At 38.1% G+C, this 24820-nt stretch carries 24 protein-coding genes; 13 read left to right on the forward strand and 11 right to left on the reverse strand.

Annotation, left to right across the window (positions count from 1 at the left end; translation table 11 throughout):
* Positions 1 to 2: 2 nt before the first annotated feature.
* Positions 3 to 1175 (reverse strand): isovaleryl-CoA dehydrogenase, encoded by a 1173-nt coding sequence (locus tag ACS125_RS11435; RefSeq protein ID WP_031948007.1) that lies wholly within the window; start codon positions 1173 to 1175, stop codon positions 3 to 5.
* A 144-nt stretch (positions 1176 to 1319) separates the two neighbouring features.
* Between ACS125_RS11435 and ACS125_RS11440 the strand changes: the two genes are divergently transcribed.
* The 5 genes from ACS125_RS11440 to ACS125_RS11460 all read left to right on the forward strand — a co-directional run bounded on the left by ACS125_RS11440 (position 1320) and on the right by ACS125_RS11460 (position 7501).
* Positions 1320 to 1937: a TetR/AcrR family transcriptional regulator gene (locus ACS125_RS11440; RefSeq protein WP_004793061.1), complete on the forward strand. Its 618-nt coding sequence runs from the start codon at positions 1320 to 1322 to the stop codon at positions 1935 to 1937.
* 109 nt (positions 1938 to 2046) lie between these two features.
* Positions 2047 to 3741 carry an AMP-binding protein gene (locus ACS125_RS11445; protein WP_174759482.1) on the forward strand — a complete coding sequence of 565 codons (1695 nt, stop codon included), beginning with the start codon at positions 2047 to 2049 and terminating at the stop codon, positions 3739 to 3741.
* A gap of 72 nt (positions 3742 to 3813) precedes the next feature.
* On the forward strand, positions 3814 to 4485 hold the full coding sequence (locus ACS125_RS11450) for a class I SAM-dependent methyltransferase (RefSeq protein ID WP_443272212.1): 672 nt from the start codon (positions 3814 to 3816) through the stop codon (positions 4483 to 4485).
* A gap of 279 nt (positions 4486 to 4764) precedes the next feature.
* Positions 4765 to 6048, forward strand: a complete 1284-nt coding sequence (locus tag ACS125_RS11455) for a DcaP family trimeric outer membrane transporter (protein WP_443273959.1) — start codon at positions 4765 to 4767, stop codon at positions 6046 to 6048.
* 100 nt (positions 6049 to 6148) lie between these two features.
* A complete protein-coding gene (locus ACS125_RS11460) occupies positions 6149 to 7501 on the forward strand; it encodes an MFS transporter (protein ID WP_443272214.1) in 1353 nt (450 codons plus the stop codon).
* 48 nt (positions 7502 to 7549) lie between these two features.
* Here the strand turns inward: ACS125_RS11460 and ACS125_RS11465 are convergent, their stop codons facing one another.
* Positions 7550 to 8788 (reverse strand): SGNH/GDSL hydrolase family protein, encoded by a 1239-nt coding sequence (locus tag ACS125_RS11465; RefSeq protein WP_443272216.1) that lies wholly within the window; start codon positions 8786 to 8788, stop codon positions 7550 to 7552.
* 111 nt (positions 8789 to 8899) lie between these two features.
* On the opposite strand from ACS125_RS11465, the gene ACS125_RS11470 reads away from it, so the two are divergent.
* On the forward strand, positions 8900 to 9805 hold the full coding sequence (locus tag ACS125_RS11470) for a LysR family transcriptional regulator (protein ID WP_312823582.1): 906 nt from the start codon (positions 8900 to 8902) through the stop codon (positions 9803 to 9805).
* Here ACS125_RS11470 and ACS125_RS11475 read toward each other — a convergent pair.
* Positions 9798 to 10100, reverse strand: a complete 303-nt coding sequence (locus ACS125_RS11475) for a hypothetical protein (RefSeq protein WP_312823580.1) — start codon at positions 10098 to 10100, stop codon at positions 9798 to 9800. The two genes, ACS125_RS11470 and ACS125_RS11475, sit on opposite strands and share 8 nt — an antisense overlap.
* 904 nt (positions 10101 to 11004) lie before the next feature.
* Between ACS125_RS11475 and ACS125_RS11480 the strand changes: the two genes are divergently transcribed.
* Positions 11005 to 11151, forward strand: coding sequence for a hypothetical protein (locus ACS125_RS11480; protein ID WP_081399535.1), 147 nt, complete (start codon positions 11005 to 11007; stop codon positions 11149 to 11151).
* A gap of 266 nt (positions 11152 to 11417) precedes the next feature.
* Positions 11418 to 11846, forward strand: a complete 429-nt coding sequence (locus ACS125_RS11485; RefSeq protein ID WP_004793051.1) for a hypothetical protein — start codon at positions 11418 to 11420, stop codon at positions 11844 to 11846.
* 91 nt (positions 11847 to 11937) lie between these two features.
* Here the strand turns inward: ACS125_RS11485 and ACS125_RS11490 are convergent, their stop codons facing one another.
* The 3 genes from ACS125_RS11490 to ACS125_RS11500 form a co-directional block, all read right to left on the reverse strand.
* On the reverse strand, positions 11938 to 12255 hold the full coding sequence (locus ACS125_RS11490) for a hypothetical protein (RefSeq protein WP_004793048.1): 318 nt from the start codon (positions 12253 to 12255) through the stop codon (positions 11938 to 11940).
* Between the two features lie 113 nt (positions 12256 to 12368).
* Positions 12369 to 12587 carry a hypothetical protein gene (locus ACS125_RS11495; protein ID WP_004793047.1) on the reverse strand — a complete coding sequence of 73 codons (219 nt, stop codon included), beginning with the start codon at positions 12585 to 12587 and terminating at the stop codon, positions 12369 to 12371.
* Positions 12588 to 12867: 280 nt separating this feature from the next.
* Positions 12868 to 13344 carry a CinA family protein gene (locus ACS125_RS11500; RefSeq protein ID WP_238611079.1) on the reverse strand — a complete coding sequence of 159 codons (477 nt, stop codon included), beginning with the start codon at positions 13342 to 13344 and terminating at the stop codon, positions 12868 to 12870.
* Between the two features lie 316 nt (positions 13345 to 13660).
* On the opposite strand from ACS125_RS11500, the gene ACS125_RS11505 reads away from it, so the two are divergent.
* Both ACS125_RS11505 and katE read left to right on the forward strand, forming a co-directional pair.
* Complete coding sequence (locus ACS125_RS11505; protein ID WP_443272220.1) at positions 13661 to 15079, forward strand: iron-containing redox enzyme family protein; 1419 nt, start codon at positions 13661 to 13663, stop codon at positions 15077 to 15079.
* A gap of 43 nt (positions 15080 to 15122) precedes the next feature.
* Entirely contained in the window at positions 15123 to 17267 is a 2145-nt protein-coding gene (gene katE, locus ACS125_RS11510; RefSeq protein ID WP_443272222.1) for a catalase HPII, read from the forward strand.
* A gap of 56 nt (positions 17268 to 17323) precedes the next feature.
* Here the strand turns inward: katE and ACS125_RS11515 are convergent, their stop codons facing one another.
* A complete protein-coding gene (locus ACS125_RS11515; RefSeq protein WP_004793039.1) occupies positions 17324 to 18202 on the reverse strand; it encodes an SDR family oxidoreductase in 879 nt (292 codons plus the stop codon).
* A gap of 139 nt (positions 18203 to 18341) precedes the next feature.
* The gene (locus ACS125_RS11520; RefSeq protein ID WP_151962584.1) at positions 18342 to 18743 is read right to left on the reverse strand and encodes a DUF6367 family protein; all 402 of its coding nucleotides are present in this window, start codon (positions 18741 to 18743) and stop codon (positions 18342 to 18344) included.
* A 474-nt stretch (positions 18744 to 19217) separates the two neighbouring features.
* Between ACS125_RS11520 and ACS125_RS11525 the strand changes: the two genes are divergently transcribed.
* Positions 19218 to 20600 (forward strand): KGG domain-containing protein, encoded by a 1383-nt coding sequence (locus ACS125_RS11525; RefSeq protein WP_443272225.1) that lies wholly within the window; start codon positions 19218 to 19220, stop codon positions 20598 to 20600.
* A 59-nt stretch (positions 20601 to 20659) separates the two neighbouring features.
* Here ACS125_RS11525 and ACS125_RS11530 read toward each other — a convergent pair whose 3' ends face one another.
* Positions 20660 to 20893, reverse strand: a complete 234-nt coding sequence (locus ACS125_RS11530) for a hypothetical protein (protein WP_004793031.1) — start codon at positions 20891 to 20893, stop codon at positions 20660 to 20662.
* Positions 20894 to 21178: 285 nt separating this feature from the next.
* Between ACS125_RS11530 and ACS125_RS11535 the strand changes: the two genes are divergently transcribed.
* The gene (locus ACS125_RS11535; RefSeq protein ID WP_004793030.1) at positions 21179 to 21790 is read left to right on the forward strand and encodes a LexA family protein; all 612 of its coding nucleotides are present in this window, start codon (positions 21179 to 21181) and stop codon (positions 21788 to 21790) included.
* Between the two features lie 72 nt (positions 21791 to 21862).
* Here ACS125_RS11535 and ACS125_RS11540 read toward each other — a convergent pair whose 3' ends face one another.
* Positions 21863 to 22474 carry a LysE family translocator gene (locus ACS125_RS11540; RefSeq protein WP_174727035.1) on the reverse strand — a complete coding sequence of 204 codons (612 nt, stop codon included), beginning with the start codon at positions 22472 to 22474 and terminating at the stop codon, positions 21863 to 21865.
* A gap of 156 nt (positions 22475 to 22630) precedes the next feature.
* Here ACS125_RS11540 and ACS125_RS11545 point away from each other — a divergent pair, with 156 nt between their 5' ends.
* Positions 22631 to 23086, forward strand: coding sequence for an Lrp/AsnC family transcriptional regulator (locus tag ACS125_RS11545; RefSeq protein ID WP_000376211.1), 456 nt, complete (start codon positions 22631 to 22633; stop codon positions 23084 to 23086).
* A gap of 56 nt (positions 23087 to 23142) precedes the next feature.
* Here the strand turns inward: ACS125_RS11545 and ACS125_RS11550 are convergent, their stop codons facing one another.
* Positions 23143 to 24762 carry a purine-cytosine permease family protein gene (locus ACS125_RS11550; RefSeq protein WP_443272228.1) on the reverse strand — a complete coding sequence of 540 codons (1620 nt, stop codon included), beginning with the start codon at positions 24760 to 24762 and terminating at the stop codon, positions 23143 to 23145.
* Positions 24763 to 24820: the final 58 nt, after the last annotated feature.

Raw genomic sequence — 24820 nt, forward strand, 5'->3', positions numbered from 1 at the left:
TATTATTTGGTTTCATTGAAGAGTTCGCGGCCAATCAACATACGGCGAATTTCAGAAGTTCCTGCACCAATTTCATAAAGTTTTGCATCACGCCATAAACGGCCAGCAGGGAATTCATTGATATAACCATTACCGCCTAAAGTTTGAATTGCTTCACCCGCCATCCATGTGGCTTTTTCGGCAGCATATAAAATGGCACTTGCAGCATCTTTACGTAGGCTGCGGTCATGGTCAGCTTTGTCACAGGCAGCACCAACCGCATAAACAAGTGCTTTACATGCCAACCAAGTTGAATACATATCGGCAAGTTTGCCTTGCATAAGCTGGAATTCACCTAAAGCTTGGCCAAACTGTTCACGTTGGTGCAAGTATGGAATCACGACATCTAGACAGGCATCCATAATACCTAAAGGTCCAGCACTTAAAACTGCACGTTCATAGTCCAAACCACTCATCAGTACTTTTGTGCCGTTACCGACACCACCGAGTACGTTTTCAGCAGGCACTTCCACATTGTCAAAAAACAGTGGGTAAGTGTTAGAGCCACGCATACCAAGTTTGTCTAAGTGATTACCATGGCTAAAGCCTTTCATGCCTTTTTCAACTAAAAAAGCAGTCATACCTTTCGCACCGGCTTGCGGATCAGTTTTAGCGTAAACCACGAGTACATCTGCATCACCGCCGTTGGTGATCCACATTTTTGAACCATTTAAAACGAAGTGATCTCCTTTTTGCTCAGCACGTAATTTCATGCTGACCACATCAGAACCTGCATTTGGCTCAGACATCGCAAGGGCACCCACATATTCACCAGAAATCAGTTTTGGTAAATACTTTTGTTTTTGCTGTTCGTTACCGTTACGGTTAATTTGGTTTACACATAAATTAGAATGAGCACCGTAAGACAAACCAATGGCTGCCGAAGCACGGGAAATTTCTTGCATAGCAATAATATGAGCTAAATAACCCATATTGGCACCGCCATACTCTTCAGAAACCGTCATGCCTAAAAGGCCCATATCTCCGAATTTTTTCCAGAGATGTGCAGGGAATTTGTTGTCTTGATCAACTTGTTGGGCAATTGGTGCAATTTCCTTTGCACAAAAAGCGGCCACTGAATCTTGAAGCGCAATTAAAGTTTCATCTAGGCCGAAATTTAAGCTGCGTAGGTTCATGATATTTTCATCCTATTGGTTATATTTGTTGTCCATAAAATATTTTGTGGGTATTTGATAAGTAACATACAATGATTTTTTGAAAAAGTGAATACAGATTCATAAAATGATTTACAATTCATTTTATTTGTTAGAGAATAAATTATGAGCTATAAACGATCATCTTTAATGCAAGAGCGGATGGAGCAAAATCGTAAATCGATTTTGAATTCAGCCAGAAAAATAATTTCAGAGGGAGGATTTAAAGACGCGCAAATACAAACAATTGCAGAGCAAGCGGGCGTATCTAGTGGACTGGTTTATCGCTACTTTGATAATAAAAGCCAAGTGCTTATTGAGGTTTTGTCCGAGGCTATTAATACAGAACTATTGGTGATTGATTCGATTACCGAAAGTGAGTTATCGGCAAAGCAGAAATTACATAAGGCGGTGGCAACCTTTGTAAAACGGGCACTCAATAGTCCTCAGCTTGCATATTCACTCATGTTTGAACCCGTCGATTCAACGGTTGAACATGAGCGTTTTCGTGTGAAGCAATTGATTAAACAAAGTATTAAAAAAATACTTGCGGATGGAAATGCAAGTGGTGAGTTTGTCTTGGATGATTTAAACACAGCAGCACTTTGTGTTGTCGGTGCCATGACCTATGTAGTGGTTGAACCCCTGGACCCAGCTCAAAATACAAAGTTTGATCATGCGCACAAAGACTATTTTTCAAAACAGATTGCTGACTTTTGTGTAGATGCTGTGCAGAAGAAATAGGGCATATAAAGGATAAGCATTACAAAGTAGGCGGTTTGGAAAAGTAGTTGCAGTAACAACAATTAGATCAGGTAAGAAGAGAATTACAAGAATCAAGGAGAATGATTCAATGCAACAAGAACGGTTAAGCTACGCCTCGGGACCAAGCGCACAGCCCTTATTGGGTATGACCATTGGTGAACAATTCGATCAGGCCTGTCGGCAATATGCAGAAAAGGAAGCCATCGTCAGTTTCCACCAAAACAGACGATTAACCTATAAAGCTTTACAGGATGAAGTAAATGCTTTTGCTTGTAGCCTTTTAAAGTTGGGATTAAAAAAAGGAGATCGATTAGCCATCTGGTCACCTAACTGTGTGGAATGGACGGTAACCCAATTTGCAGCTTTTAAAGCAGGGATTATTTTAGTCAACCTGAATACAGCTTATAAAAGCCATGAACTTGAATATGTGTTGAATAAAGTCTCATGCAAAGGATTGATTATTGCTTCTCAATTCAAAACGACTGATTACCAAGAACTACTCACGAAAATTGCCCCTGAGTTAACCAATAGTCCAGACAAAGTGCTCAGTTCAGCGCGACTGCCACATTTAAAATTTGTGATTAAAATTGATGACCAACAACATACGGGCATTCATCGCTTTAGTGATTTAGTTACTACACCAACTTCTGAGCAGCTTGAACAATTAAAACAATTAGCGAAGCAACATCAGTTTGATGAAACGATTAATATTCAATTTACCTCAGGTACAACAGGTAACCCTAAAGGGACCATGTTGACCCACCATAATATTTTAAATAATGGCTATTTTGTTGGTGAAGGGATTCGATTAACCCCTCAAGATAAAGTGTGTATTTCTGTGCCGTTGTTTCATTGTTTTGGCATGGTGATGGGGAATCTGGCATGTGTAACACATGGGTCAACCATGGTCTATCCATCGGCGGTATTTAATCCTTTAGAAACTTTAAAAGCGATTCATCAAGAGCGTTGCACGGCAGCGTATGGCGTGCCAACCATGTTTATTGCCACCTTAGAGCATGAGCAGTTTAATGAATTTGATCTATCAAGCTTAAGAACAGGCATTATGGCAGGTAGTCCTTGCCCACGTGAAATTATGCAACGTGTGATAGACCGTATGCATATGTCTGAAATCACCATTTGTTATGGCATGACTGAAACCTCGCCAGTGAGTGTACAAAGTTCTGTAAATGATTCGATTGATAAACGAGTAAGCACAGTCGGGCATGTTCATCCGCATGTTGAAATTAAAATTGTCGATTTAGAAGGGCAGATTGTTCCGCAAGGAACTTTGGGTGAGCTATGCGTTCGCGGTTATTCAGTGATGGCTGGCTATTGGGGTGAGGAAGAAAAGACCAAAGAGGTTATTGATTCGGCTGGCTGGATGCATACGGGTGATATTGCCGAAATGGATCAAGACGGTTTTATTAAAATTAAAGGCCGTATTAAAGATGTGGTGATTCGTGGTGGGGAAAATCTCTTTCCAAAAGAAATTGAAGACTTTTTATATACCCATCCAGATGTAAGTGATGTGCAAGTCATTGGTTTACCAGATGCCAGATATGGCGAAGAACTTTGTGCTTGTATTATTTTGCATGAACATCATCAAATTGATGAAAACAGTATTCGCCAATTCTGTAAAGAGCACATTTCTCATAATAAAGTGCCGCGCTATGTCCGATTCTTTAATGAGTTTCCAATGACCGCTTCAGGCAAAGCACAAAAGTTTAAATTGCAGGAAATTATGCGAGCTGAACTTAACTTAACTGGAAATGTCTTTGATTAAAGAAGTCGAAAGCCTGTTCAAAGTGCAGCAAACTATAAATTTAAAGGCAGTTTAAATAGAGGATAAAACAAAATGGCAAAAGACTTTAATAGCCCCAAAGTAGTCGAAGGATATGACGAACATATTCGTAAATTAATTCCAGGTTATGAAGTCATCCATCAACAGGTGGATGCCATTTTACAATCGGTATTGCCACCAAATGCTCATATCTTAATTGTGGGCTGTGGTACGGGGTATGAACTCGAATATTTACTTAAACGACATCCGAACTGGAAATTTACAGCAGTTGATCCATCTTTAATCATGCTGCAAAAAGCCCAAGAACAGGTTGAACTTTTAGATAAATCTTCACAAGTCACCTTTGTACATGATGAAACTTCGGCTTTGCCTCTGGAAAATTGCTTTGATGCTGCACTTTCTATTCTTGTGGCGCATTTTATTGCAGACGATATAAAACCTATATTTTTTAAAGATATTTATGATCGCTTAAAAGAAAAAGCAGTTTTACTTACTTACGATTTAATGACGTGTGTAAACCCACAGCAGCTTCAGGCACTACGTTATTTATGCTTGGCTCAAGGTTTAACGGAGGAGCAATGTCAGAAAATGTTAGAGCGTATGGCACAAGACTTTTTTAGCTTAACGACAGAAGGATATATAAAGCTTTTGCAAAAAACTGGTTTCGAGAGCGTACAGTCGTATACGCAAATTTTGACTTATCAGGGTTTTATTGCAAAAAAATAATGTCAGTAGAGACAAAGGAATGTTGTCTTAACACCTAAATATTCTCAATGAGGAAGAGAATATAAAAAACGAAAAAAATTAGAAGAACTAGCTTTACCTATAACACATTAAAAAGTGGCCTCAATGCTGCTTAAGGGAGGTTTTGTCTAAAAAATATGATGGAAGACTTTCTAGAGGAAGAAAGTCTGATGTTTAAGGGCCTGTTTTAGATAGGTACATAACAAAAAGGATGTCGAGATCTTTAAGTCTAATTAAAGATCAAAAAAGGAAAATTTCATGATAAATGCTTTAAATACAACGGTTCAAAAAAGCCTATTGGCAATTTCTGTGACTCTGTTTGTGTCTTCTGCTTTTGCAGGTCAAACAAATCCTGAAATAGAACAACTTCGTCAAGAAGTAAAAGAACTACGGGCTATGCTACAAGCAAATATACAAGCTCAAAAATCTTTAACGCAACAAAGAGTGGAGCTAGCAACTTCGGCAACACCCCAAGCTGCTCAGCCTACAAAACAAGTGTTAACTAAGTCTGGCGCAGAATTTAACTTATATGGATATATACGGGCAGATGCTTCTTATCAAATGAAGGGGGCTTCTACCATGTATAACAATATTAGCGGGGTTCCACTCGAAAATACGCCAGAAGAATCTGCTCAAAAAGACCAATTACACAGTACCGTTAATGTGACACGTTTCGGGTTGAATTTTAAAACCCCAACTGCTATGGGTGATGTGGGCGGGAAACTGGAAATGGACTTCTTTGGAGCTGCAACTCGTGATCAGTTTCGGATACGCCATGCTTATTTAACCTTTGATAAATGGCTCATCGGTCAAACGTGGTCAACATTTATCGCACCTGAATATTATCCGGAAACGATTGATGCAGGCACATTTGTAGGCAGTGCATTATTAAGATCACCGCTCGTACGCTATAGCGATAACTTAACTGCCAATACGAGTTTTGCAATATCGGTTGAAGACCCGAAATATACTGCGACAACTGACCCTGACAATAAAATGCGCTTACCAGCTTTGGTAGGACGCTTAAATCATAAATTTGCCAATGGTTCGATGTTATCTGCCCGTAGTTTAGTTGCCGAAAAAAGAACTAATAATGATGAGCAAGTCGCTTGGGGGGTGGGCTTCGGCGGTAAATATCAAATTACGCCCGACACCTTACTCAAAGCCGATTATTACCATGTCAAAGGAGATGGGCGTTTCTTGCTATGGAGTAACAGCGGCTATGTAATAGATGATCAAAATAATATGCATAGCAATGAGTTTGACACCGTTTCTTTCGGTATCACTCATCAATTCACGCCACAAATTCGTTCAACCTTAGCTTATGGCTATATGAAAGCCAAAGATGATAACCGTTTTGCCGAATTACAACGTAATAGCACCACTCAAAACAAAGAGCTTTGGCAGGGTTGGATAAATGCACTGTATAACCCTTACAAGCCAATTACTTTGGGGGTCGAATATGTGTATGGCGAGCGAGAAACTTTTGATGGCCGTAACGGGATTGATAACCGCTTCAATATGATGGCGAGTTATGACTTTTAATTTATTCAACAAAACCTTGAATAATCTGTTTTTTCTTTAGGGTGCAATATGTCGTTTTAAAAAATTAAATATGAATTTATCTCACAGAGGAGGTGAGTAAATGACAACATCTAAATTAAATGTAAATGAAGTTATTGATCAGGCCCGATTTACCCCTTTTCACTGGAGCATTTTGCTTTGGTGTTTATTAATTATTGTTTTTGATGGTTATGATCTGGTGATTTATGGCGTTGTACTGCCTTTGCTAATGCAAGAATGGTCATTAACGGCTGTACAGGCGGGGATGTTAGCAAGTACAGCACTATGCGGAATGATGTTTGGGGCAATGTTCTTTGGAACTTTGGCAGACAAAATAGGCCGTAAAAATGTGATTTTAATTTGTGTCACTCTTTTTAGTGGTTTCACCTTTTTAGGTGCTTTTGCATCAAGCCCACTTGAGTTTGGGGTGCTTCGATTCTTGGCAGGACTAGGCATTGGTGGGGTGATGCCAAATCTAGTTGCTTTGACCTCGGAATACGCACCTAAACGTATACGCAGTACTCTGGTAGGGACCATGTTTAGTGGTTATGCGATTGGAGGAATTCTTTCAGCCTTAATTGGTAGTTATTTGGTTGAAAGTCAGGGGTGGCAAATTATGTTTTTAATTGCCGGTATTCCACTATTTTTATTACCTGTCATTTGGAAGTTTTTACCCGAGTCATTAACTTTTTTAGTTAAAACTAGTAAAACTGAACAGGCACATAAAATTATTCAAAAAATTTCACCTGAACAAACACTAACAACCCATACGCAATTAGTGCTTAATGAAGATAATGTTCCAACAGGCAGTTCTGTAAAGGGATTATTTCAACAAGGCCGTGCATTCAATACAATCATGTTTTGGCTCGTGTTCTTCATGTGCTTACTCATGGTGTATGCCTTAAGTAGTTGGTTACCAAAACTCATGCTTGCAGCAGGGTATTCACTCGGGAAGAGTATTTTATTCTTGCTTGCTCTAAATGTTGGCGCGATGATCGGTTCAATCGGCGGCGGTATTTTGTCTGATAAATTCCACTTAAAACCTGTAATTATGGGAATGCTACTGGCGGGTGTTCTGGCATTGGTAGGTTTAGGCTTCAAGTCACCAGCCTATGTTTTATATGGTTTGGTCACTGTGGCAGGAGCGGCAACGATTGGTACCTCAATTCTGCTTTATAGCTATGTAGCGCAATATTATCCATTAAGTGTGCGTTCTACTGGAATTGGCTGTGCTTCTGGTGTTGGTCGTATTGGGGCAATTGTTGGTCCAATCTTAACGGGCATGTTATTAGTTCTAGAGTTACCGCATAAGATGAATTTTGTGATGATCGCAATCCCTGCGATTTTAGCACTTTTCGCTGTTATGGTGCTTCGACGACATGCCGTTGAACCGCCTATTACGCCAAAGCTTACCGCCGAGTTAGAAGGTAATTAATCAATATTGATATAGGTAGGGAGTAAATTCCTACCTATATCTGGCGTTTTATTTATGAAGTAATTGGTTTACATCAACCAGATTTGCCATTTGTTGATTACCGCGATCATTAGGATGTAAATGATCTCCCGAATCATAAATTGGGTTTAATTGATCAAGATGTTTAGGGTCTTTTAAACCTTGCTCAAGATCAAGTACGCCGTCAAATGTTTTGCTGGTTCTCATCCAATGATTAATGCTTTGACGTAATTGATCTTTATTCGGTTGATAGTAGTTATCAAGAGGAGTGTTGGGTAAGGCACCTGAAAAGGGAAGTAACGTCGTCCCAATTACTTGAATACCTTGGCGATGTGCTTCATCTACAACACGTTTATAACCTTGAGTGAGTGCTTCAAACGATGGTATTTGTTGTTTAGGTGCAAAAGCTGTACCGGGCCATGAAATATCATTAATACCCACCAGAACAATTAATGTTTTCACTCCAGAATATTGAAATACTTCTTTTTTTAAGCGTTCTAAAGCACTGTCGCCCATACCGTCGTTAAGTAATCGATTCCCTGAAATTCCACTATTAATGACAGCCACTTGATGTGTAGATAAGCGCTTAGCTAAAAAGTCAGTCCATCTCGTATTTGCATCTAAAGTCGCCGTTGCGCCGTCGGTAATTGAGTCTCCAATGACTGCAACAACATGTGCTTTACGCTTCGGTTTTACTTCAATAGCAGATAATAATAATCGTGCAGTTGTTGTTTTGGCACTGTTAGGTGTATTTAAGTTCGCGGCCTGGTTACCAGCAATAATCCAACTGGTTTGTTTAGCATCCCAGTGAAAAGTTTTAAAGATCGTTGGTTTTTGGATAAAGGTATTTACCATTAACTGTGCATGATCGGGAACTGGTAATTGGATTGGATCACTAATCAGTTGTTTGCCAGGTAAAATTTGTGCTTTAAGTTTTCCAGAAAAATAAACTGGATAAGCACTCTTTGATTTAAGACTTTCTCCTTTGATTAGTCCTACAGTAGTTTTATCAATAGATAACGGTTGATCCCCATATTGATTGGTAAAAATGAGCCGAACGGCTTCACCACCTAAACTAATTTGGCTGATTTGTTTGATGGTCTGATTAGATATTTGATCTGGAATATTGGTTGGAAAAACGAAATCTTTATTCCAGACTTTTTGGGGGCTGGCTGCCCAAGTGGTAATCCATTGGCGCTTTTGTACTTCTGCTTGTGCAAAGCTCGTAAATAAAACGAGAGAGAATAGGGCGGGTTGATAAAGTTTCATCTCGTGAACTCTTTAAAACGAATTAAAGTTATCTTGAAACAAATTGCTGGCTTGTTATAGCGACATAAGCGGAATAAGATTTGTGAATGAAATTCATAAATAGATGTTGTTATGTCATATTTTGATATTAATCGGTCTGGCGAGTTGGCAATTTTTATTCGAGTGGTCGAGCTTGGAAGTTTCTCTGCCGTTGCAAGAGCTTGTGACATGACGCCGTCTGCGGTCAGTAAGTTAATTTCTCGGTTGGAAAAAAGACTTGGCGTTAGGTTGCTTAACCGTTCAACACGCCAGTTTCAGCTTACCAGTGAAGGATGTCAGTTTTATGAGCAAGGCATTCACATACTCAATAACTTAGATGAACTAGAGCAATCAGTTACCGCAAATCACATGCCGCAAGGGCGAATTAGAATTCATACCAGTCTTTCATATTGGACACATTTTTTATTGCCTTGTATTTCTCTATTTAACGAGTGCTATCCACAAATTGAATTAGAGGCTCATTTGAGTGATGAAGTCATTAATTTAGTTGAGCAACGGATTGATGTTGCAATTCGGACAGGACCTTTAAAAAGCTCAAATTTGGTTGCTCGCTCACTCGGAAGCACGCAGAAACATTACGTCTGTTCACCTGCATATATTGAAAAGTATGGTTGTCCGCATCACCCAGAAGAGCTTTATGAACATCAGCTTTTAGATGTAAGTTATCAGCGCCAGAATAAAACATGGTTCTTTAAAAAAGACGAGCAAGAAATCACGCTTGCACCTACTCAAGTGCTGAGAGTAAATCATGGAGAAGCAATCTTACAGTTAGCACTTGCAGGTCTTGGCGTTGCACAGCTCAATGAGTTCCAAGTCCGAAAAGCTCTAGAGCAAAAACTATTGGTTAAAATTCTTGAAGACTGGAATATCAATGCTTCTGAAGAATTTCATGCTGTTTGGATAGGACATGACAAATATGTTCCTAAACGCGTAAGGGCATTTTTAGATTTCTTGGTAGAACAGGCAAAGATTAGTTAATTAAGTTTTTTCTGGCACTTAACTGACATTGGTGCATGGTTTCATTCATCGTTTCCACAAAGTGCATATCCGCATCAATATTTTGTAAGCTTACTTTAGGTAAGTTTTCTACAAATTGTGGCGAATAATGTTCTTCTAAAGAGTTATAAATACAGTTGCATTGTGAAAGTGCACGTCCTGCCCAAACACAATGTCTGTTAAATTCATTTTTACTGATAGATCTGCAACCTAATAAACTTATAGAACTTATTAATAGGGTGCACATTAAAACAATACGATATAAAAAAAACATCATAATTGCTCTTAGTTGGTTGTTGTTATCGTTCGATTTGGTATAGAGATGTTCTAATCTTTAATTGGCGTTAAATCTGGAGATTTTTTCCGTATAAAGATAAAAGTTTGGATAGGTGAAAAGATGGCAAGAATTCTTTAAAAGTGTTTTAAGCTGAACGATAAGATAATAAAGATGAAGAAAAATAAAATGATATAAAATAATAGTCATTAGAGACTCCTTGATAAAAGAAGTTACGCCCAATCACTGCTATTAATTATGGTGGTGAAACGAAAGAGGGTTAGCAGACTGATACCTAAGAAACCAGCACACCCGAAGGTGTCCCACTCCCGTTCCTCCGTCAAAGGCACGAGGGGCTCCACACCAAAAAACGTGTTTTTAGTGCACTTAGGTAGACGGTCTGCTAAAACCGACTGACAAAATAGGTCAGCGGGAGCATCATAAGCTGAGCGTTAAAGCGGGTCAATTGCAAAAATAAAAGATTGGTTTATATAAACAAATATTAATATTTTTAAATTTTGATTAATAAAATAACTGATTATTTGGTATTTAAAGGTTTGATTAATTATTATACCTAATCTTTATAATTGAGTTTTAATGTTTATATATCAAATATTTATTAATTGTTAATTTATATATTGTTTGTAATCATTGACTTAATAAGACACAAACTCGGAAAGGATGAATAATTTTACTTTCATGAATATGACAAACTGAAATAATTAGCTAATGCCAAAATTTAATTAAAATATCAATTGCAAGAATGATATTTTTTGATCATTTATTTAAGTTTGATTTTTACAAAAGCTTGCATAATCTACAAAAGTTAAGAGAACCACTGCGGTAGGTCAACAGAAGATAATGTTATTCATAAGCTTAGATTTTAAGATTAATCATGGTGATCTCAATGTTAAGAATTTTTTGGGCAGTGAGTACAGTATTTGCAATCGCGATGGGTATGAGCGCTTGCCAAGATCGACATTCAACAGATGATGATGGAACACATGGCTCTAATGATCCGACCGTTCCTCAACAAATGGATAAAAACTCATAATTATTTCATCTAAGAAAACTCACTTTTACGTGAGTTTTTTTATCGTTATTTTCTATAAAATATGTAACACAATAAAAAAGATAATTATATAAAAAGATAAAATTAATCAATGAATTAGGTTGATATTATCTTTTTAACAATTTGTTGTTACTGAATTGTTTCGCTATTAAATTATAGTTTCAAAAAATTAATAAAATAAACACAATAAATTACTTATATTCATCCAAAATTCATTTTAATGATGAGAGTTTTATAAAGGTAAGGATATGCCCCAGTACTTAAGAATAGCTGAGAGAATCTATCAAAATGTTAAAGAAAAAAAAGGCTTTACAGATGAGCCTATGGAGGATCTTAATAATTTGATGATTGAACTCAGACATGAGCTTAAGGGGACAAAGCTTAAGCTTTTATACAATTACATTGATTTTGCTGAATTACTGATTAAACCCTTGCAAGAATCTAAAATTAAATTGGATTTAAGCCTTATTCCAAAGAGTAAAAATACACAAGAATTTGTACTGTGGCTTGCAGGTTTTATTGAAAGAATTACTACAGGCGGGCAGGAAAAATTACCGCCTATTCAAACTAAAGTTGCTTTACCTGACTACGCCTATGAAGAAACACATTCTTCTCCGGTAAAACCAGTTAATAATGGAGAAGAAATTATTGAATATTTTAAGAAAAAAGAAAGTTAAATAGTGGCATATAAAAAAGAGCCTATTTCCGAGGGCCAATCGGAAGTAGGCTCTTAGTTTTTGGACCAAAAGAGAATGTTATAAAAACAACTTATCTTCCATTCCATGCATCTTTAATTGCTTGTTTAGCATGTTCCCATTTTAAACGAGATTCAGCTTTGAGTTCTTCCCATTTTTGTTCCAAACCGCCTTCGACATCTTCAAACTGAGTGCCTTGTTCCGATTCAGCACGTGCACGATGTCCTAATTCATAGGCTGTCGAAAAGTCTCGGTCATAATCGAGATCGGGAGTAGTAAGCTGAGCTTCTTGATAATAAGGACGAGTAAGGTAACTTTCGCGCCAATAAGTGTCAGAATAATTATGGTCGCCGGCTGGCAGTCGTGCGTGATCGCTATTTTGATCTGTCATCAGTTTTTCCTCATCTTATTTAATTTTATGCTTATGGTAAATTTAGGAAGGTGAGGGCACCTTCCTAAATAAAATGAATGACCGCATCAAATGACATTTAAGTCAGCATCGGATTAGCGTTGCTGATTATTGTTATTTGAGTTTTGTTGCCCTGAATCTTTTTGATTCGAGCCTTGTTGTTGGCGGCGATTGTCATTTTGCTGTTGTTGCTGCTGATTGTTTTGTTGCTGTTGGTTGCCGTTTGGCTGTTGCTGATTATTACGGTTGTCATTTTGCTGTTGTTGTTGCTGTTGATTATCGCGTTGATTGCTTTGATTATTAGTAGTGCTCATCTTTAATTACCTCATATCATTTATGATGTGTGTTTTATCTGAGAGCTTCAGATAGCTTTATTAAAACATGAAAATTTTTAATGTGTAGCCTTGGGGTGTTACCCTATATTTAACTGTAACTTTGAAAACTAAATAAAACCTTGATTTCTATAAAGTGTAATTTTTATCAATAAACATAATTAATATGAAGATAGATAAAATTACATTTGAGTAAAGTGGTGTTAAATAAATGCTATGGTCATTTCTAAATGTGTATATGTTATCTTTTATTAAAATGAATTTATTTTTTATTATCTAATATTATGTATTCTATATCTTTAGAAATGCAATAAATAAGTTGTCTAATTTTAAGACATGGTGGGCCTTTAAATAGTCGTCTAAAGTTATAAAAATTATTTTTATAATAAATAGAATAAAAAAAGGTGCCTACAGGTTTTTCTTTAGTCTCAGAACCTCCTTTTTTTAAGAGGCCTGTGCAGGCAATATAAAGATCGGCATGTAGGAGTTCTTTGCCTTTTTTGATCATCTCTATAGTGACTTGCATCGATTCAGGTGTATATTTTTCAATAAGTTCAGGTGAGATATGAAGTGTATTTTCTTTGACACGTAAGTCATAGCTGACTAAGCTTCCAATAAGAATATCACCTGAGTAGGGGCTTAAAGAGAAGCGATAAGCTAAATAGCCCGCCGAAGCACTTTCAAAAAGTGCAATTTTAATTTTTTCTTGTGCGAGTAATTTGCAACATGAATTAAACATTGGTTTTCTCCTTAAAACTGTTTTTAATTTAGTTATAAGATTATTTTTAATTTATTTTTGTTAACTTTTTAAACTTTATGATTTTTAAAGTAACTCAAATGTAATGTAAATTTATTGTTTATATATTTTTTATAAAAACAGATGGTTAAATAATTCTAAAGGTGAGAATGTAATTTTGTGTTATTTCTTATGTAATTGAAATTTAATGATTTTAAAATTATAGATTATTTCTTAATAACGTAATATAACAAAGATAGACTGGGATTATAGTTTAGCTGAAGTATGGTAATTTATATCTCACTAAAGGAGAATAGAAATGCCTGTTGTAGTGAAAGAAAGATTATTAGACTTATTACAAGATAATCAACAAAACTATTACGAATTATTTGTTTTTTTCCTTGATCCTGATATTTCTAGTTTTGAAAAAGAAAAGAAAGCAAAAGATTTTCTTAATGAAGAAATTGATAAAATAGATCAAAAGGAAATTGATTTTCCTGCCACTATAAATACGGTTAAACAATGGTGTGAGAATGATAATAAAGAAAATTGTGAATTATTTCAGACTTACCTAAACCGTAGACAAAACGGGGGTGAAAGAGAGTATTTTAAGAATGTTGGTCAGGCATTCGAATTTTTAATTAAGGTTTCTCCAACTAAAAAAGTAGATGGTGCATGGCTATATAGTTCAGTTCACTACTGGAATGATCCGGTTTTTCATGACCTCATTATTACTTATTTGGAAGAGCTGGGACTAGGTGAGCCGAAAGCAAACCATGTCTGTATCTATGATGACCTGCTACGTGGTCTCGGACTTGATAGTTTTGATCTGCTTTTAGAGGATGAATATTATCATAATGCCGTGATTCAGCTGGCGCTTGGTTATGCTCCACCTGAGTTCATTCCTGAAATTGTCGGCTTTAATTTAGGTTATGAGCAACTACCACTGCACCTACTCATCAGTAATTATGAGCTTGCGGAACTGGGTATTGATTCTAAATATTTTAATTTGCACATCACTATCGATAACATTGATAACGGGCATGCAGATAAAGCAATTAAAGTTATAGAGAATATTTACGATAAATACAGAGATAAAGAACTTTTCTTTAATAAATTGAAGCGCGGTTTTGCGCTTAATGGTCATGGTGTTTCATCTTCAAAAATTATTAAAAATTTAAATCTTGAAGATTTGGTCCTTAAAATTTTAAAAAGAAAAGCGCTCGTGGGTCAGCTCATTCATAACGAAACTAGACAGTTTGGATGTAAAACGATTAACCAATGGTTATCAAATCCAGAAGACGTTAAAGGGCTGGTTACACATCTTATTGATCACAAGTGGATTAAATTTAATACCGACCCAGAACAAAGTGTGTTCTGGCGAATGATTAATGAAGAAAATGGAAAAATGTTTGGGGTATTTAACCCTGTAGAACGTCAAATTATTCATGACTGGATTGCAGGTAGTGATCATTCTTCTAACTTCTTGGCCTATAGCAGGGAGTTAAAGAATAGCCAGCGCATTCAAGACTATCTCTTTAGCTATATTTCCGATGGCGAACTAGATGCACTCCAAGAGCGTGTTCAGAAATCACGTGATCTTGCTATAAAAATTTGCAAGCTGACCCCGTTTTTGGCCCCAGATTCACATCATAAAAGCATTGGACTTTGGAGCACTCGTAAATATGTCGAACTCCTTTTTCCATATTTAAGTTCCTTTAACAAAACTAACTCTTGAAGTTTTTTAATTCACCCCACGTTTAACTTTAAAAACATAGGTAATGAACATGACTGATAATGTTAAATCAACAAATAAAACAAGTGAAATGGCTGGTGCTGACGCTGCAAATAAAGCCAATACTACCCAAAAAACTGAACAATTAGACTCAGTCAGAGACGATGCAACCAATGAAGCATTAACTACAAACCAAGGTGTTAAAATAGCGGATAATGAGAATAGCTTAAGAGCGGGCATTCGTGGTTCAACGCTATTAGAAGACTTTATTTTAAGAGAGAAGATTACTCATTTTGACCATGAGCGTATTCCTGAACGTATTGTTCATGCACGCGGTGTAGGTGCGCACGGTTACTTTCAAGCTTATGAAGGTAATGAGCGCTTAACAAAAGCAGGATTTTTAACTGATCCAAGCATTCAAACACCAATTTTTGTACGTTTCTCAACAGTGCAGGGACCACGTGGCTCTGCTGATACCGTTCGTGATATTCGTGGTTTTGCGATTAAATTTTATACCCAAGAAGGTAATTTCGATTTAGTCGGCAATAATGCACCAGTATTTTTTGTGCAAGATGGTATTAAATTTCCAGACTTCGTTCATGCGGTAAAACCTGAACCAGATACAGAAATGCCAACAGGAGCAACTGCCCATGATACTTTCTGGGATTTTGTATCTTTAGTACCTGAGTCAGCTCATGCAGTAATTTGGGCAATGTCAGACCGTGCTATTCCACGTAATCTACGCTCAATTCAAGGTTTTGGTGTTCATACATTCCGTCTTATTAATGCCCAAGGAAAATCTCATTTTGTGAAATTCCACTGGACCCCTAAACAAGGTTTAAGTGCTTTAGTATGGGATGAGGCTCAAAAACTTGCAGGTAAAGATCCAGATTTCCATCGTCGAGACCTTTATGAAGCGATTGAGAATGGAGTTTATCCTGAATGGGAATTGGGTGTACAAATTGTCGAAGAAGAAGATGAAATGAACTTTGACTTCGATTTGTTAGATCCAACAAAAATTATTCCTGAAGAGTTGGTTCCAGTGACTCCAATTGGCCGATTTGTTTTAAATAGAAATGTAGATAATTTCTTTGCGGAAACAGAGCAGGTGGCTTTTTGTCCGGGACACATTGTGCCAGGAATCGATTTCACAAATGACCCACTTCTACAAGCACGCCTATTTTCGTACACCGATACGCAGTTAAGTCGTTTGGGTGGACCGAACTTCCATCAAATTCCAATTAATAAACCGGTATGCCCATTCCACAACAATCAACGTGATGGTATCCACCAACATACGATTCACAAAGGACAGGCTTCCTATCAACCAAACTCAATTGATAATGATTGGCCAGCAGAAACACCACCTGCTGCTTCAAATGGTGGTTTTGAAAGCTATCCTGAACAAATTAGTGGTCACAAACTTCGTCAAAGAAGTGAAACCTTTTCCGATCATTTTTCACAACCGCGCCTTTACTACAAGAGCCTTGCGCCTCATGAGCAAAAGCATGTGGTCGATGCCTATACTTTTGAATTAAGTAAAGTGCAAAGAAAACACATCCGTGAGCGCCAAGTTCAACAAATTTTGGCAAATATTGATCTCGACTTAGCTCGACAAGTAGGCGCTAATTTAGGAATTGAAGTTCCTGATTTGACTCTAGATTATAAGAAAACCGCAGTTGAAAAATCGGCTAAATTATCTTTCTTGGCTTTCCCACCAGAAGATATTCAAGGCCGAAAAGTTGCTGTGCTTATTCATAACCTTGTGAAGTCAGATACACTTGAAGCTATTAAAAATTGGGCGATTAAAGAAGGTGCGGTTGTTCATTTACTAGCGCCGAGCTTGGCTCCAGTAAAAGACCATAAAGACAATATTATTGTGGCTGATGGTATGCAAATGGCTGAACCGTCAATTGCTTATGACGCGGTAATCATTCCTGATGGCGATAACTTAAATGCCGTGCTGCAAGATGGCGTAGCGCGCCACTATGTACTCGAAGCTTATAAACATTTAAAGCCAATTGCATTTTTAGGAAATAAATCTGATTTACTTGAACCGCTAGGTTTAGTCGCCGATGAAGGTACACTAGTTGAAGATGAATTCCAGCAAATTGCTGAAAAATTCAAAAACTTGATTATGACTCATCGTGTTTGGTCACGAGAACAGATAGCTGCTCACATACCAGCTTAACAAATAAAAAAAGCCCTGAAAGATTTATCTTTCAGGGCTTTTTTATATCTTAGGGATTAACCATTTACGATTTGACCGCCGTTTACATGAATCACCTGACCTGTAATATAACTTGCATCATCTGAAGCAAGGAAAAGATAAGCAGGTGCAACTTCACTTGGTTGTCCCATTCTTCCCATTGGCGTATCTTTACCAAATTCTGCAACGGTTTCTGCATCAAAACTACTTGGAATTAAAGGTGTCCAGATAGGGCCGGGTGCTACACCATTTACGCGTATACCTTTTTTCTGTTTCATTAAATTGTTCGATAAGCTGCGCGTAAAAGTAGTAATAGCACCTTTAGTACTTGCGTAATCGATCAGCTCATCATGACCTTGATAGCTGGTAATACTGGTCGTGTTAATAATACTGTCGCCTTCTTCCATATAAGGAATAGCTTCTTTAGTAAGATAAAACATTGGAAAGATATTAGTTTTAAATGTCTTTTCTAACTGCTCATTACTAATACTTTCAATTTCCTTTTGTTGATATTGCACACCGGCATTATTCACTAAAATATTAATTTTGCCGTACTGTTGTAGAACTTTATCAATATCGAGTTTTGCAACATCTGGGTCAGAAATATCACCTTTTAATAAAAGACAATGTTGTCCTTCTCTTTCAACGAGTTGTTTAGTGATTTCGGCATCCTCATCTTCTTCAAGATAAAGGATGGCAATATCGGCACCTTCACGGGCAAACAATACAGCGACAGAACGGCCTATCCCACTATCACCACCACTAATAACTGCAACTTTACCTTTTAACTTCTCGCTACCTTTATGGGAGCTTTTTATAATCTCTGGTTCAGGATGCATTTTTTCCTGATCGCCTGGTTGATGAGATTGAACTTGTGCTGGAGCAGAAGTCGGATACTGATTTGTTGAGTTTTCCATGTTTTAAATACCTCTGTATGAATATCTAATTTTCCTAGGGTGAACTGTTGTTTTGTAAATATAAGTAAAATGAATTTTTTAATAAGTTTTCTTTGTTATTTTATATATAAGGATGTAAAAAAATATTTTAAATTTAGAATTACATAATATCCATTAATTTGATTTTATTTTTATCAATCATACTCTCAATAATAGAGCGGTTACCTGTGTCGTCTAACCAATTTTCTATTGGTATATTGTTAGATAAATCTAATATTTCCTGAATAACTTTTTTTGCTCCCTCTATATTCTGTGGAGCTTTATTATCTTGATGCACTATATTGTCGAGCAATAATTTTATATCTTCTTGTTTCATATCTTTTGATTTAATAATGTATAAGTCTCTTTGGAAGGGATGGCTTGCATGTGGGGGATCTAATCTATAACTCCATTCTTGATCATAATTTTGCCATGAATTCTTAGACTTAATATGACCTAATAGAATTTCTGGAATAGAAATATGGATGTATTGTAGTGTTGACTCTTGATCTTTTAATTGCATGGCTAAACTACTCAAATTGTCTTAATAAAATCAGTTTTAAATATTAATATTAATCTCTCAAGTAAATTTAATTTAAAAATGTAATGATATATATTATTGTTTTTTATTGAAAATAAGTGTTTTTATCTGTGTTTATTTAATTAGGTATGTTTCATTATTTTACTTTTTGTTTATAGGTGGGTTGTTTTGTTGTTTGTATAAATATTTTAAATCTGTTTGTAAAAATATATTGTAATGTTCAGTTAAGTAATAATAAGTGATCTAATTATTTAAAGAGTAAAATATGAAGAAAAGTAAAATGTATAAATTCTTATTTAAATAATGAAGTTATAAAATTTTTACGCTTTCATTTTATATACATTTAAATTGATTGATACACAGCATCGGTAGGAAAATATTATAGATCTTCTATCTTAATTAAATCCGTTAACCAAAAGCGGTAGTGACTATAATTAAATATAGGAAGATATAACTATGGCTAATACTAGATATGAAGATGATGATAACAATAGAACAGGTACTTCAAATCGTGGATTTGCAAGTATGGATCCTGAAAGAGTTAAAGAAATAGCAAGCAAAGGTGGGCGAGCTGCCCATGCCAGTGGTAATGCGCATGAATTTACTTCTGAAGAAGCTCGTGAAGCTGGTCGAGCTGCGCATGCAAGCGGTAATGCACATGAATTTACATCTGAGGAAGCTCGTGAAGCGGGTGCCTTAAGCCATAAAAATGGTGGTCGCGGTCGTAGCCGTGATGACGACGATGATGATGACGATCGCGGTAGCCGTTCAGGCGGTCGAGGCCGTAGTCGTGATGACGATGATGATGATGACGATCGCGGCAGCCGTTCAGGTGGTCGAGGCCGTGGCCGCAGTCGTGATGACGACGATGATGATGACGATCGCGGCAACCGTTCAGGTGGACGAGGCCGAGGTCGCAGCCGTGATGACGACGATGATGATGATGATCGCGGCAGCCGTTCAGGTGGTCGAGGCCGTGGCCGCAGTCGTGATGACGACGATGATGATGACGATCGCGGTAGCCGTTCAGGTGGTCGAGGCCGTGGCCGCAGTCGTGAGGACGATGATGATGACGATCGCGGTAGCCGTTCAGGTGGACGAGGCCGAGGTCGCAGCCGTGATGACGATGATGATGACGATCGCGGTAGCCGTTCAGGTGGTCGAGGCCGTGGCCGCAGTCGTGAGGACGATGATGATGACGATCGCGGTAGCCGTTCAGGTGGACGAGGCCGAGGTCGCAGCCGTGATGACGATGATGATGACGATCGTGGCAGCCGCTCAGGTGGTCGAGGCCGTAGCCGCAGTCGTGACGACGATGATGATGACGATCGCGGCAGCCGTTCAGGTGGTCGAGGCCGTAGCCGCAGTCGTGATGACGATGATGATGACGATCGCGGCAGCCGTTCTAGCGGACGAGGTCGTGGCCGCAGTCGTGATGACGATGATGATGACGATCGCGGTAGCCGTTCAGGTGGCCGAGGCCGAGGTCGTAGCCGCGATGACGATGATGATGACGATGATGATGACGATCGCGGTAGCCGCTCAGGTGGTCGAGGCCGAGGTCGCAGCCATGATGACGATGATGATGACGATCGCGGTAGCCGTTCAGGTGGTCGAGGTCGTGGCCGTAGCCGCGATGACGATGATGATGACGATCGCGGTAGCCGCTCAGGTGGTCGAGGCCGAGGTCGCAGCCATGATGACGATGATGATGACGATCGCGGTAGCCGTTCAGGTGGTCGAGGTCGTGGCCGTAGCCGTGATGACGATGATTATGATGGTCGTGGACAAAACTCTCGTAATCAAAAACGTGATGCTTCTGGACGTTTTACGTCTTAAGCATAATGTTTTAAAAAAGAAGGAGGCTTTTGCCTCCTTCTTTTTTAAATTTATTTACTTTACTGTGGGAGTAGTTGTAGTCCTTTTACAATATCAATGTACTCAGAACCGTTTAACCAAAAAGATTTTTTTAAAAATAGTGTCGTCATAATACTTTCGGCTGCTTCACTATCTGGATTTTCACAGAATAATCCATAGCTTTCACCTAAAACCGCATCATTTTCAATGAGGCGGATATAATAAGCATGTTGCTCATTTGCATAACCTAAAACCGCATCACGTTGATTTTTCATTTCGCATGTCTCCATACCAAAAACTGAATTTAACCAGAATGTTAAGTGTTCAGAATCTCATTTGATAAAAATCAAAAACAGTCAGCGATAAAGACTATTTCAAAATAGGTTTTGATTTTCTTCAAATTGCCATTTCGCTCAAAACATCCCTGTTAAAAACAAAATGGATTAAAATCTGATCATGAGATTTATTGTTATGCAAAAAAAATATTTCGTCAACTTGAAAATGTAACTTTTTCAAGTTACATTGTTTGTGTAGGATTTGAACAGTGGAAAGGGGGCAATATGCCAAAGAAAAAAGAGTTCGAGCATGGCGGTGTACGAGAAAATGCCGGACGTAAAGCACAGTTCAATGAACCCACCAAAGTCATTCGTGTTCCCGAGTCTCAAGTTAACTTTATCAAAAATTGGTTACTGAATAATGTCAAAACCAACAATTTAACCGACTTTAACTCAAAACTTAATGTCCAACAGGTCTATCCGAATAACGATAAAATTTACCACATTCCTTTGGCAACGGAACGTGTTGCGGCAGGTTTCCCTTCACCTGCACAAGATGATATTGAGCAAGCACTCGATTTAAATGAATATTTAATTAGAAATGAAAATGCCACGTTTATTGTCAAAGCCAACTCTTTGTCCATGTTAGATGCTGGAATTGATATTAATGATCCGCTTATTGTGGATCGTAGTATTCCCGCTAAATCGGGTGATATTGTCATTGCACTCATCGACAATGATTTCACCGTTAAGCGCTTAATGATTGATAGTCAATTTCAGCCCCCTAAAGTGTGGCTAAAAGCAGAAAATCCTGATTATCAAAATATTTATATTGAAGAGGGGCAAGAACTGGTGATTTGGGGAGTTGTGACGTATAACCTCAAACGAATGAGATAAATTTTTTTCTTATATTTATTATTTAAGTTACTGACCCGAAAAGTGAGTCAGTAACTTTTCGTTGAATGATTTTTAAATTTGCCCAATCAATAAGCACGTTGCGATAACGACCATCAAACCACCTGAAAAACGGCCGACTAACTGTGCTGCTTGTGGTCTGGTTTTCAAAATAGCCTCTGAACCATAACCCACCATTAAGTAAATTATCGCGCAGCTAATCATGTGAACAACACCAAAGGCAAGAATTTGTGTTGTCACTGACCATGAAGCAGTAGTGTCAATAAACTGAGGAAGCAGCGCTAAAAAGAGTAAAAAAACCTTCGGGTTTAATCCACTTACATAAACGCCTTTAGTTGCCCAGCTCAACCATGACTGAGCCTTTTCAGAACTAGACTCATTCGGAGTAGGAGGGGTAAGTAATAGGTTTATTCCCATCCATAACAAATAAGCAGAACCTGCAATGGTTAGGATCATGAGTGCAGTTGGATTATTTGCTACAAGCAACCCAACACCAGCCGCTACCAATAAAATCGTAATAAAGTGCCCAAATAGCATACCTGCAACAGCGGGTACGACGACTTTGCCCTTAATTCCTGCCGAAATGGCATAGGCCCAGTCTGCCCCTGGAGTAATAATAAAAAGAATGGAGACACTCCAAAATGCAATAAAAATGTTAAAAGCCATATGCTTATCTCGGCAAACTATTATTCAAAGGTTTCGCTCGCGGTTTAGAAAAAATCCCTATTTATTCGAGCTTGTTGAAAATAATATGCTCATGTATTTAGAATGTGCTTTTAAATGTTTGCTCATATCACACTCATTTGGGGTAAATTTTTCTAAATGGATCGCACAGATAAAAAGATTCTTGCTGAATTGCAATTAAATGGCCGATTATCTATTACTGAATTGGCAGAAAAAGTAGGCTTGAGCATTTCACCTTGTCATAGACGAGTGAAGGCTTTAGAAGAGTCGGGAGCCATCAAAGGCTATCGGGCAGAACTCGACCCAAACTTAGTGGGATTTGAATTTTCAGCGATTGTTTTTATTACGCTTAAAGAGGGTGATAAACAGGCAGTCGAAAAGTTTGAAAATGCCGTGATAGACATCCCGCAAATTATTCAAGCGCAGCGTTTGTTTGGTGAGCCAGATTACTTGTTGCATGTAGTCGCTAAAGATTTACCGGCTTTTCAGCGTTTGTATGATGAAAAATTATCTGCTATTCCAAGTGTGCAACGACTCATCTCAACCATTGTGATGAAAGATGTAGTGCCTGAACGTTTATTTCCGATTGGCTAAGAATCAGCAGATATAAAAAAGAAGCTTTAAAGCTTCTTTTTTAGTTGGTAAGGGAGTTAAGCATCGAGTGTTTTACATAAAGAACAGATCGTGCCGTTATGTTTGTGAGAGAACATAATATCTGGGCGCTCGTAACCTTGCTCACATACGCGGCAGTGGTAAACCGTTGCAACTGGTGTACCTTCAACATCGTAACGTGGTTCTTTAATACCGTCATCGTGTGACTTGATATAGTATTTTCCTTTGGTTAATAAACCCATGACTGGAGTTAATACAAAAGCAAGTACCAGTGCGATAAGCGGAGAGTAAGGTGCCAAGAAACTACCGAGTAAGCCGAAGAACGCTGCAATTGATAAGCCTGCTGATACAAGGAACGCAACCATACCGACAGGGTTTACGTTGTAGAGCATGTCACGGCGATATTCTGGTTCTTTCGGTGAAAGTTTTAAAACATATTTGTTGATTGAAATGTCTGTTGCAACCACTACCACCCATGCAATTGCAAAGTTTGAATAGAACCCTAAGATTTTACCCAGTACCGCAAACATGTTGCCTTCCATTAAAGCAAGTGCAATTGCCAAGTTCACCATCACAAACACAATACGACCCGGATAATGTTTGCTAATACGTGTGTAGGCACTTGTCCATGCAAGGGAACCAGAGTAAGCATTGGTCACATTAATTTTAATTTGAGAAATAACCACCAAAATCACTGCGAGTGTCAAAGCAGCCCAACCCGGAAGCATGTCATGAAATGCTGCATTAAACTGTTGAACAGGTTCAGTGCTGTTTACGCCCGGTATTTTTGTGAGTAAATAGAACCCTAAAAATGCCCCAATAATTTGTTTGATTGCCCCTAAAATTACCCAACCCGGACCTGCTGAAATAACGGCTGCCCACCATGCTTTGCTATTTTCTTTTGTTTTCGCAGGCATGAAACGCAAGTAATCAATTTGCTCACCAATTTGCATGATGAGCGATAAACAAATACCTGCACCAAGCATAATCGCGGCCATGTCTACGGTTGCAAAACCTTCTTTACCTGTAAAAGTAGCAAATTGGCTAACTAAGGTTGGTTCTTGATAAATCAGGTAGGCCACAGGACCAATCATCAGAATAAGCCAAAGTGGGGTAGTCCAAACTTGTAATTTACTCAAGGCTTTCATACCGTAAATCACCAATGGAATCACCATAATGGTTGAGATGAGGTAACCAGCCCAAAGCGGAATGCCTAAACCGAGCAATAACCCTTGCGCCATGATTGAACCTTCAAGGGCAAAGAAAATAAATGTGAAACTGGCGAAAATGATACTGGTAAGAACCGAACCGATGTAACCGAAACCAGCGCCACGAGTAATCAAATCAAGGTCGATGTTATAGCGCGCTGCGTAGTAGGCTAAAGGAATGCCAGTTAAGAAGATAATAATCGCTGCAAATAAAATGGAGAAAACAGCATTGGTTGTTCCGTAAGACATACCAATACTGGCACCAATAGAAAAGTCAGCAAGATAGGCAATGCCACCAAGTGCAGTAATAGCGACAACTTTGGGACTCCAGCGCCGAAAGCTGTGTGGAGCATAACGTAAAGTATAATCTTCTAAGGTTTCATTCACTGCTTTTTGTGAATCTGTACCACCTTGCACAGTGTCCAGATTTGGATGTTCAGATACACTCATAACATCAATCTCCCAATCATTTTCGGTCAATCAACACAAATATTGATCATTGTTTTTT

Origin of the sequence: Acinetobacter sp. PFS20, assembly GCF_052261015.1 — a bacterium.
GTDB lineage: Bacteria > Pseudomonadota > Gammaproteobacteria > Pseudomonadales > Moraxellaceae > Acinetobacter.

Excerpts from the sequence above, each read along its gene's own strand:
- ACS125_RS11435 (WP_031948007.1), bottom strand. The coding sequence starts at position 1,175 with ATGAACCTACGCAGCTTAAATTTCGGCCTAGATGAAACTTTAATTGCG.
- ACS125_RS11440 (WP_004793061.1), top strand. The coding sequence starts at position 1,320 with ATGAGCTATAAACGATCATCTTTAATGCAAGAGCGGATGGAGCAAAAT.
- ACS125_RS11445 (WP_174759482.1), top strand. The coding sequence starts at position 2,047 with ATGCAACAAGAACGGTTAAGCTACGCCTCGGGACCAAGCGCACAGCCC.
- ACS125_RS11450 (WP_443272212.1), top strand. The coding sequence starts at position 3,814 with ATGGCAAAAGACTTTAATAGCCCCAAAGTAGTCGAAGGATATGACGAA.
- ACS125_RS11460 (WP_443272214.1), top strand. The coding sequence starts at position 6,149 with ATGACAACATCTAAATTAAATGTAAATGAAGTTATTGATCAGGCCCGA.
- ACS125_RS11465 (WP_443272216.1), bottom strand. The coding sequence starts at position 8,788 with ATGAAACTTTATCAACCCGCCCTATTCTCTCTCGTTTTATTTACGAGC.
- ACS125_RS11470 (WP_312823582.1), top strand. The coding sequence starts at position 8,900 with ATGTCATATTTTGATATTAATCGGTCTGGCGAGTTGGCAATTTTTATT.
- ACS125_RS11475 (WP_312823580.1), bottom strand. The coding sequence starts at position 10,100 with ATGATGTTTTTTTTATATCGTATTGTTTTAATGTGCACCCTATTAATA.
- ACS125_RS11480 (WP_081399535.1), top strand. The coding sequence starts at position 11,005 with ATGTTAAGAATTTTTTGGGCAGTGAGTACAGTATTTGCAATCGCGATG.
- ACS125_RS11485 (WP_004793051.1), top strand. The coding sequence starts at position 11,418 with ATGCCCCAGTACTTAAGAATAGCTGAGAGAATCTATCAAAATGTTAAA.
- ACS125_RS11490 (WP_004793048.1), bottom strand. The coding sequence starts at position 12,255 with ATGACAGATCAAAATAGCGATCACGCACGACTGCCAGCCGGCGACCAT.
- ACS125_RS11495 (WP_004793047.1), bottom strand. The coding sequence starts at position 12,587 with ATGAGCACTACTAATAATCAAAGCAATCAACGCGATAATCAACAGCAA.
- ACS125_RS11500 (WP_238611079.1), bottom strand. The coding sequence starts at position 13,344 with ATGTTTAATTCATGTTGCAAATTACTCGCACAAGAAAAAATTAAAATT.
- ACS125_RS11505 (WP_443272220.1), top strand. The coding sequence starts at position 13,661 with ATGCCTGTTGTAGTGAAAGAAAGATTATTAGACTTATTACAAGATAAT.
- katE (WP_443272222.1), top strand. The coding sequence starts at position 15,123 with ATGAACATGACTGATAATGTTAAATCAACAAATAAAACAAGTGAAATG.
- ACS125_RS11515 (WP_004793039.1), bottom strand. The coding sequence starts at position 18,202 with ATGGAAAACTCAACAAATCAGTATCCGACTTCTGCTCCAGCACAAGTT.
- ACS125_RS11520 (WP_151962584.1), bottom strand. The coding sequence starts at position 18,743 with ATGCAATTAAAAGATCAAGAGTCAACACTACAATACATCCATATTTCT.
- ACS125_RS11525 (WP_443272225.1), top strand. The coding sequence starts at position 19,218 with ATGGCTAATACTAGATATGAAGATGATGATAACAATAGAACAGGTACT.
- ACS125_RS11530 (WP_004793031.1), bottom strand. The coding sequence starts at position 20,893 with ATGAAAAATCAACGTGATGCGGTTTTAGGTTATGCAAATGAGCAACAT.
- ACS125_RS11535 (WP_004793030.1), top strand. The coding sequence starts at position 21,179 with ATGCCAAAGAAAAAAGAGTTCGAGCATGGCGGTGTACGAGAAAATGCC.
- ACS125_RS11540 (WP_174727035.1), bottom strand. The coding sequence starts at position 22,474 with ATGGCTTTTAACATTTTTATTGCATTTTGGAGTGTCTCCATTCTTTTT.
- ACS125_RS11545 (WP_000376211.1), top strand. The coding sequence starts at position 22,631 with ATGGATCGCACAGATAAAAAGATTCTTGCTGAATTGCAATTAAATGGC.
- ACS125_RS11550 (WP_443272228.1), bottom strand. The coding sequence starts at position 24,762 with ATGAGTGTATCTGAACATCCAAATCTGGACACTGTGCAAGGTGGTACA.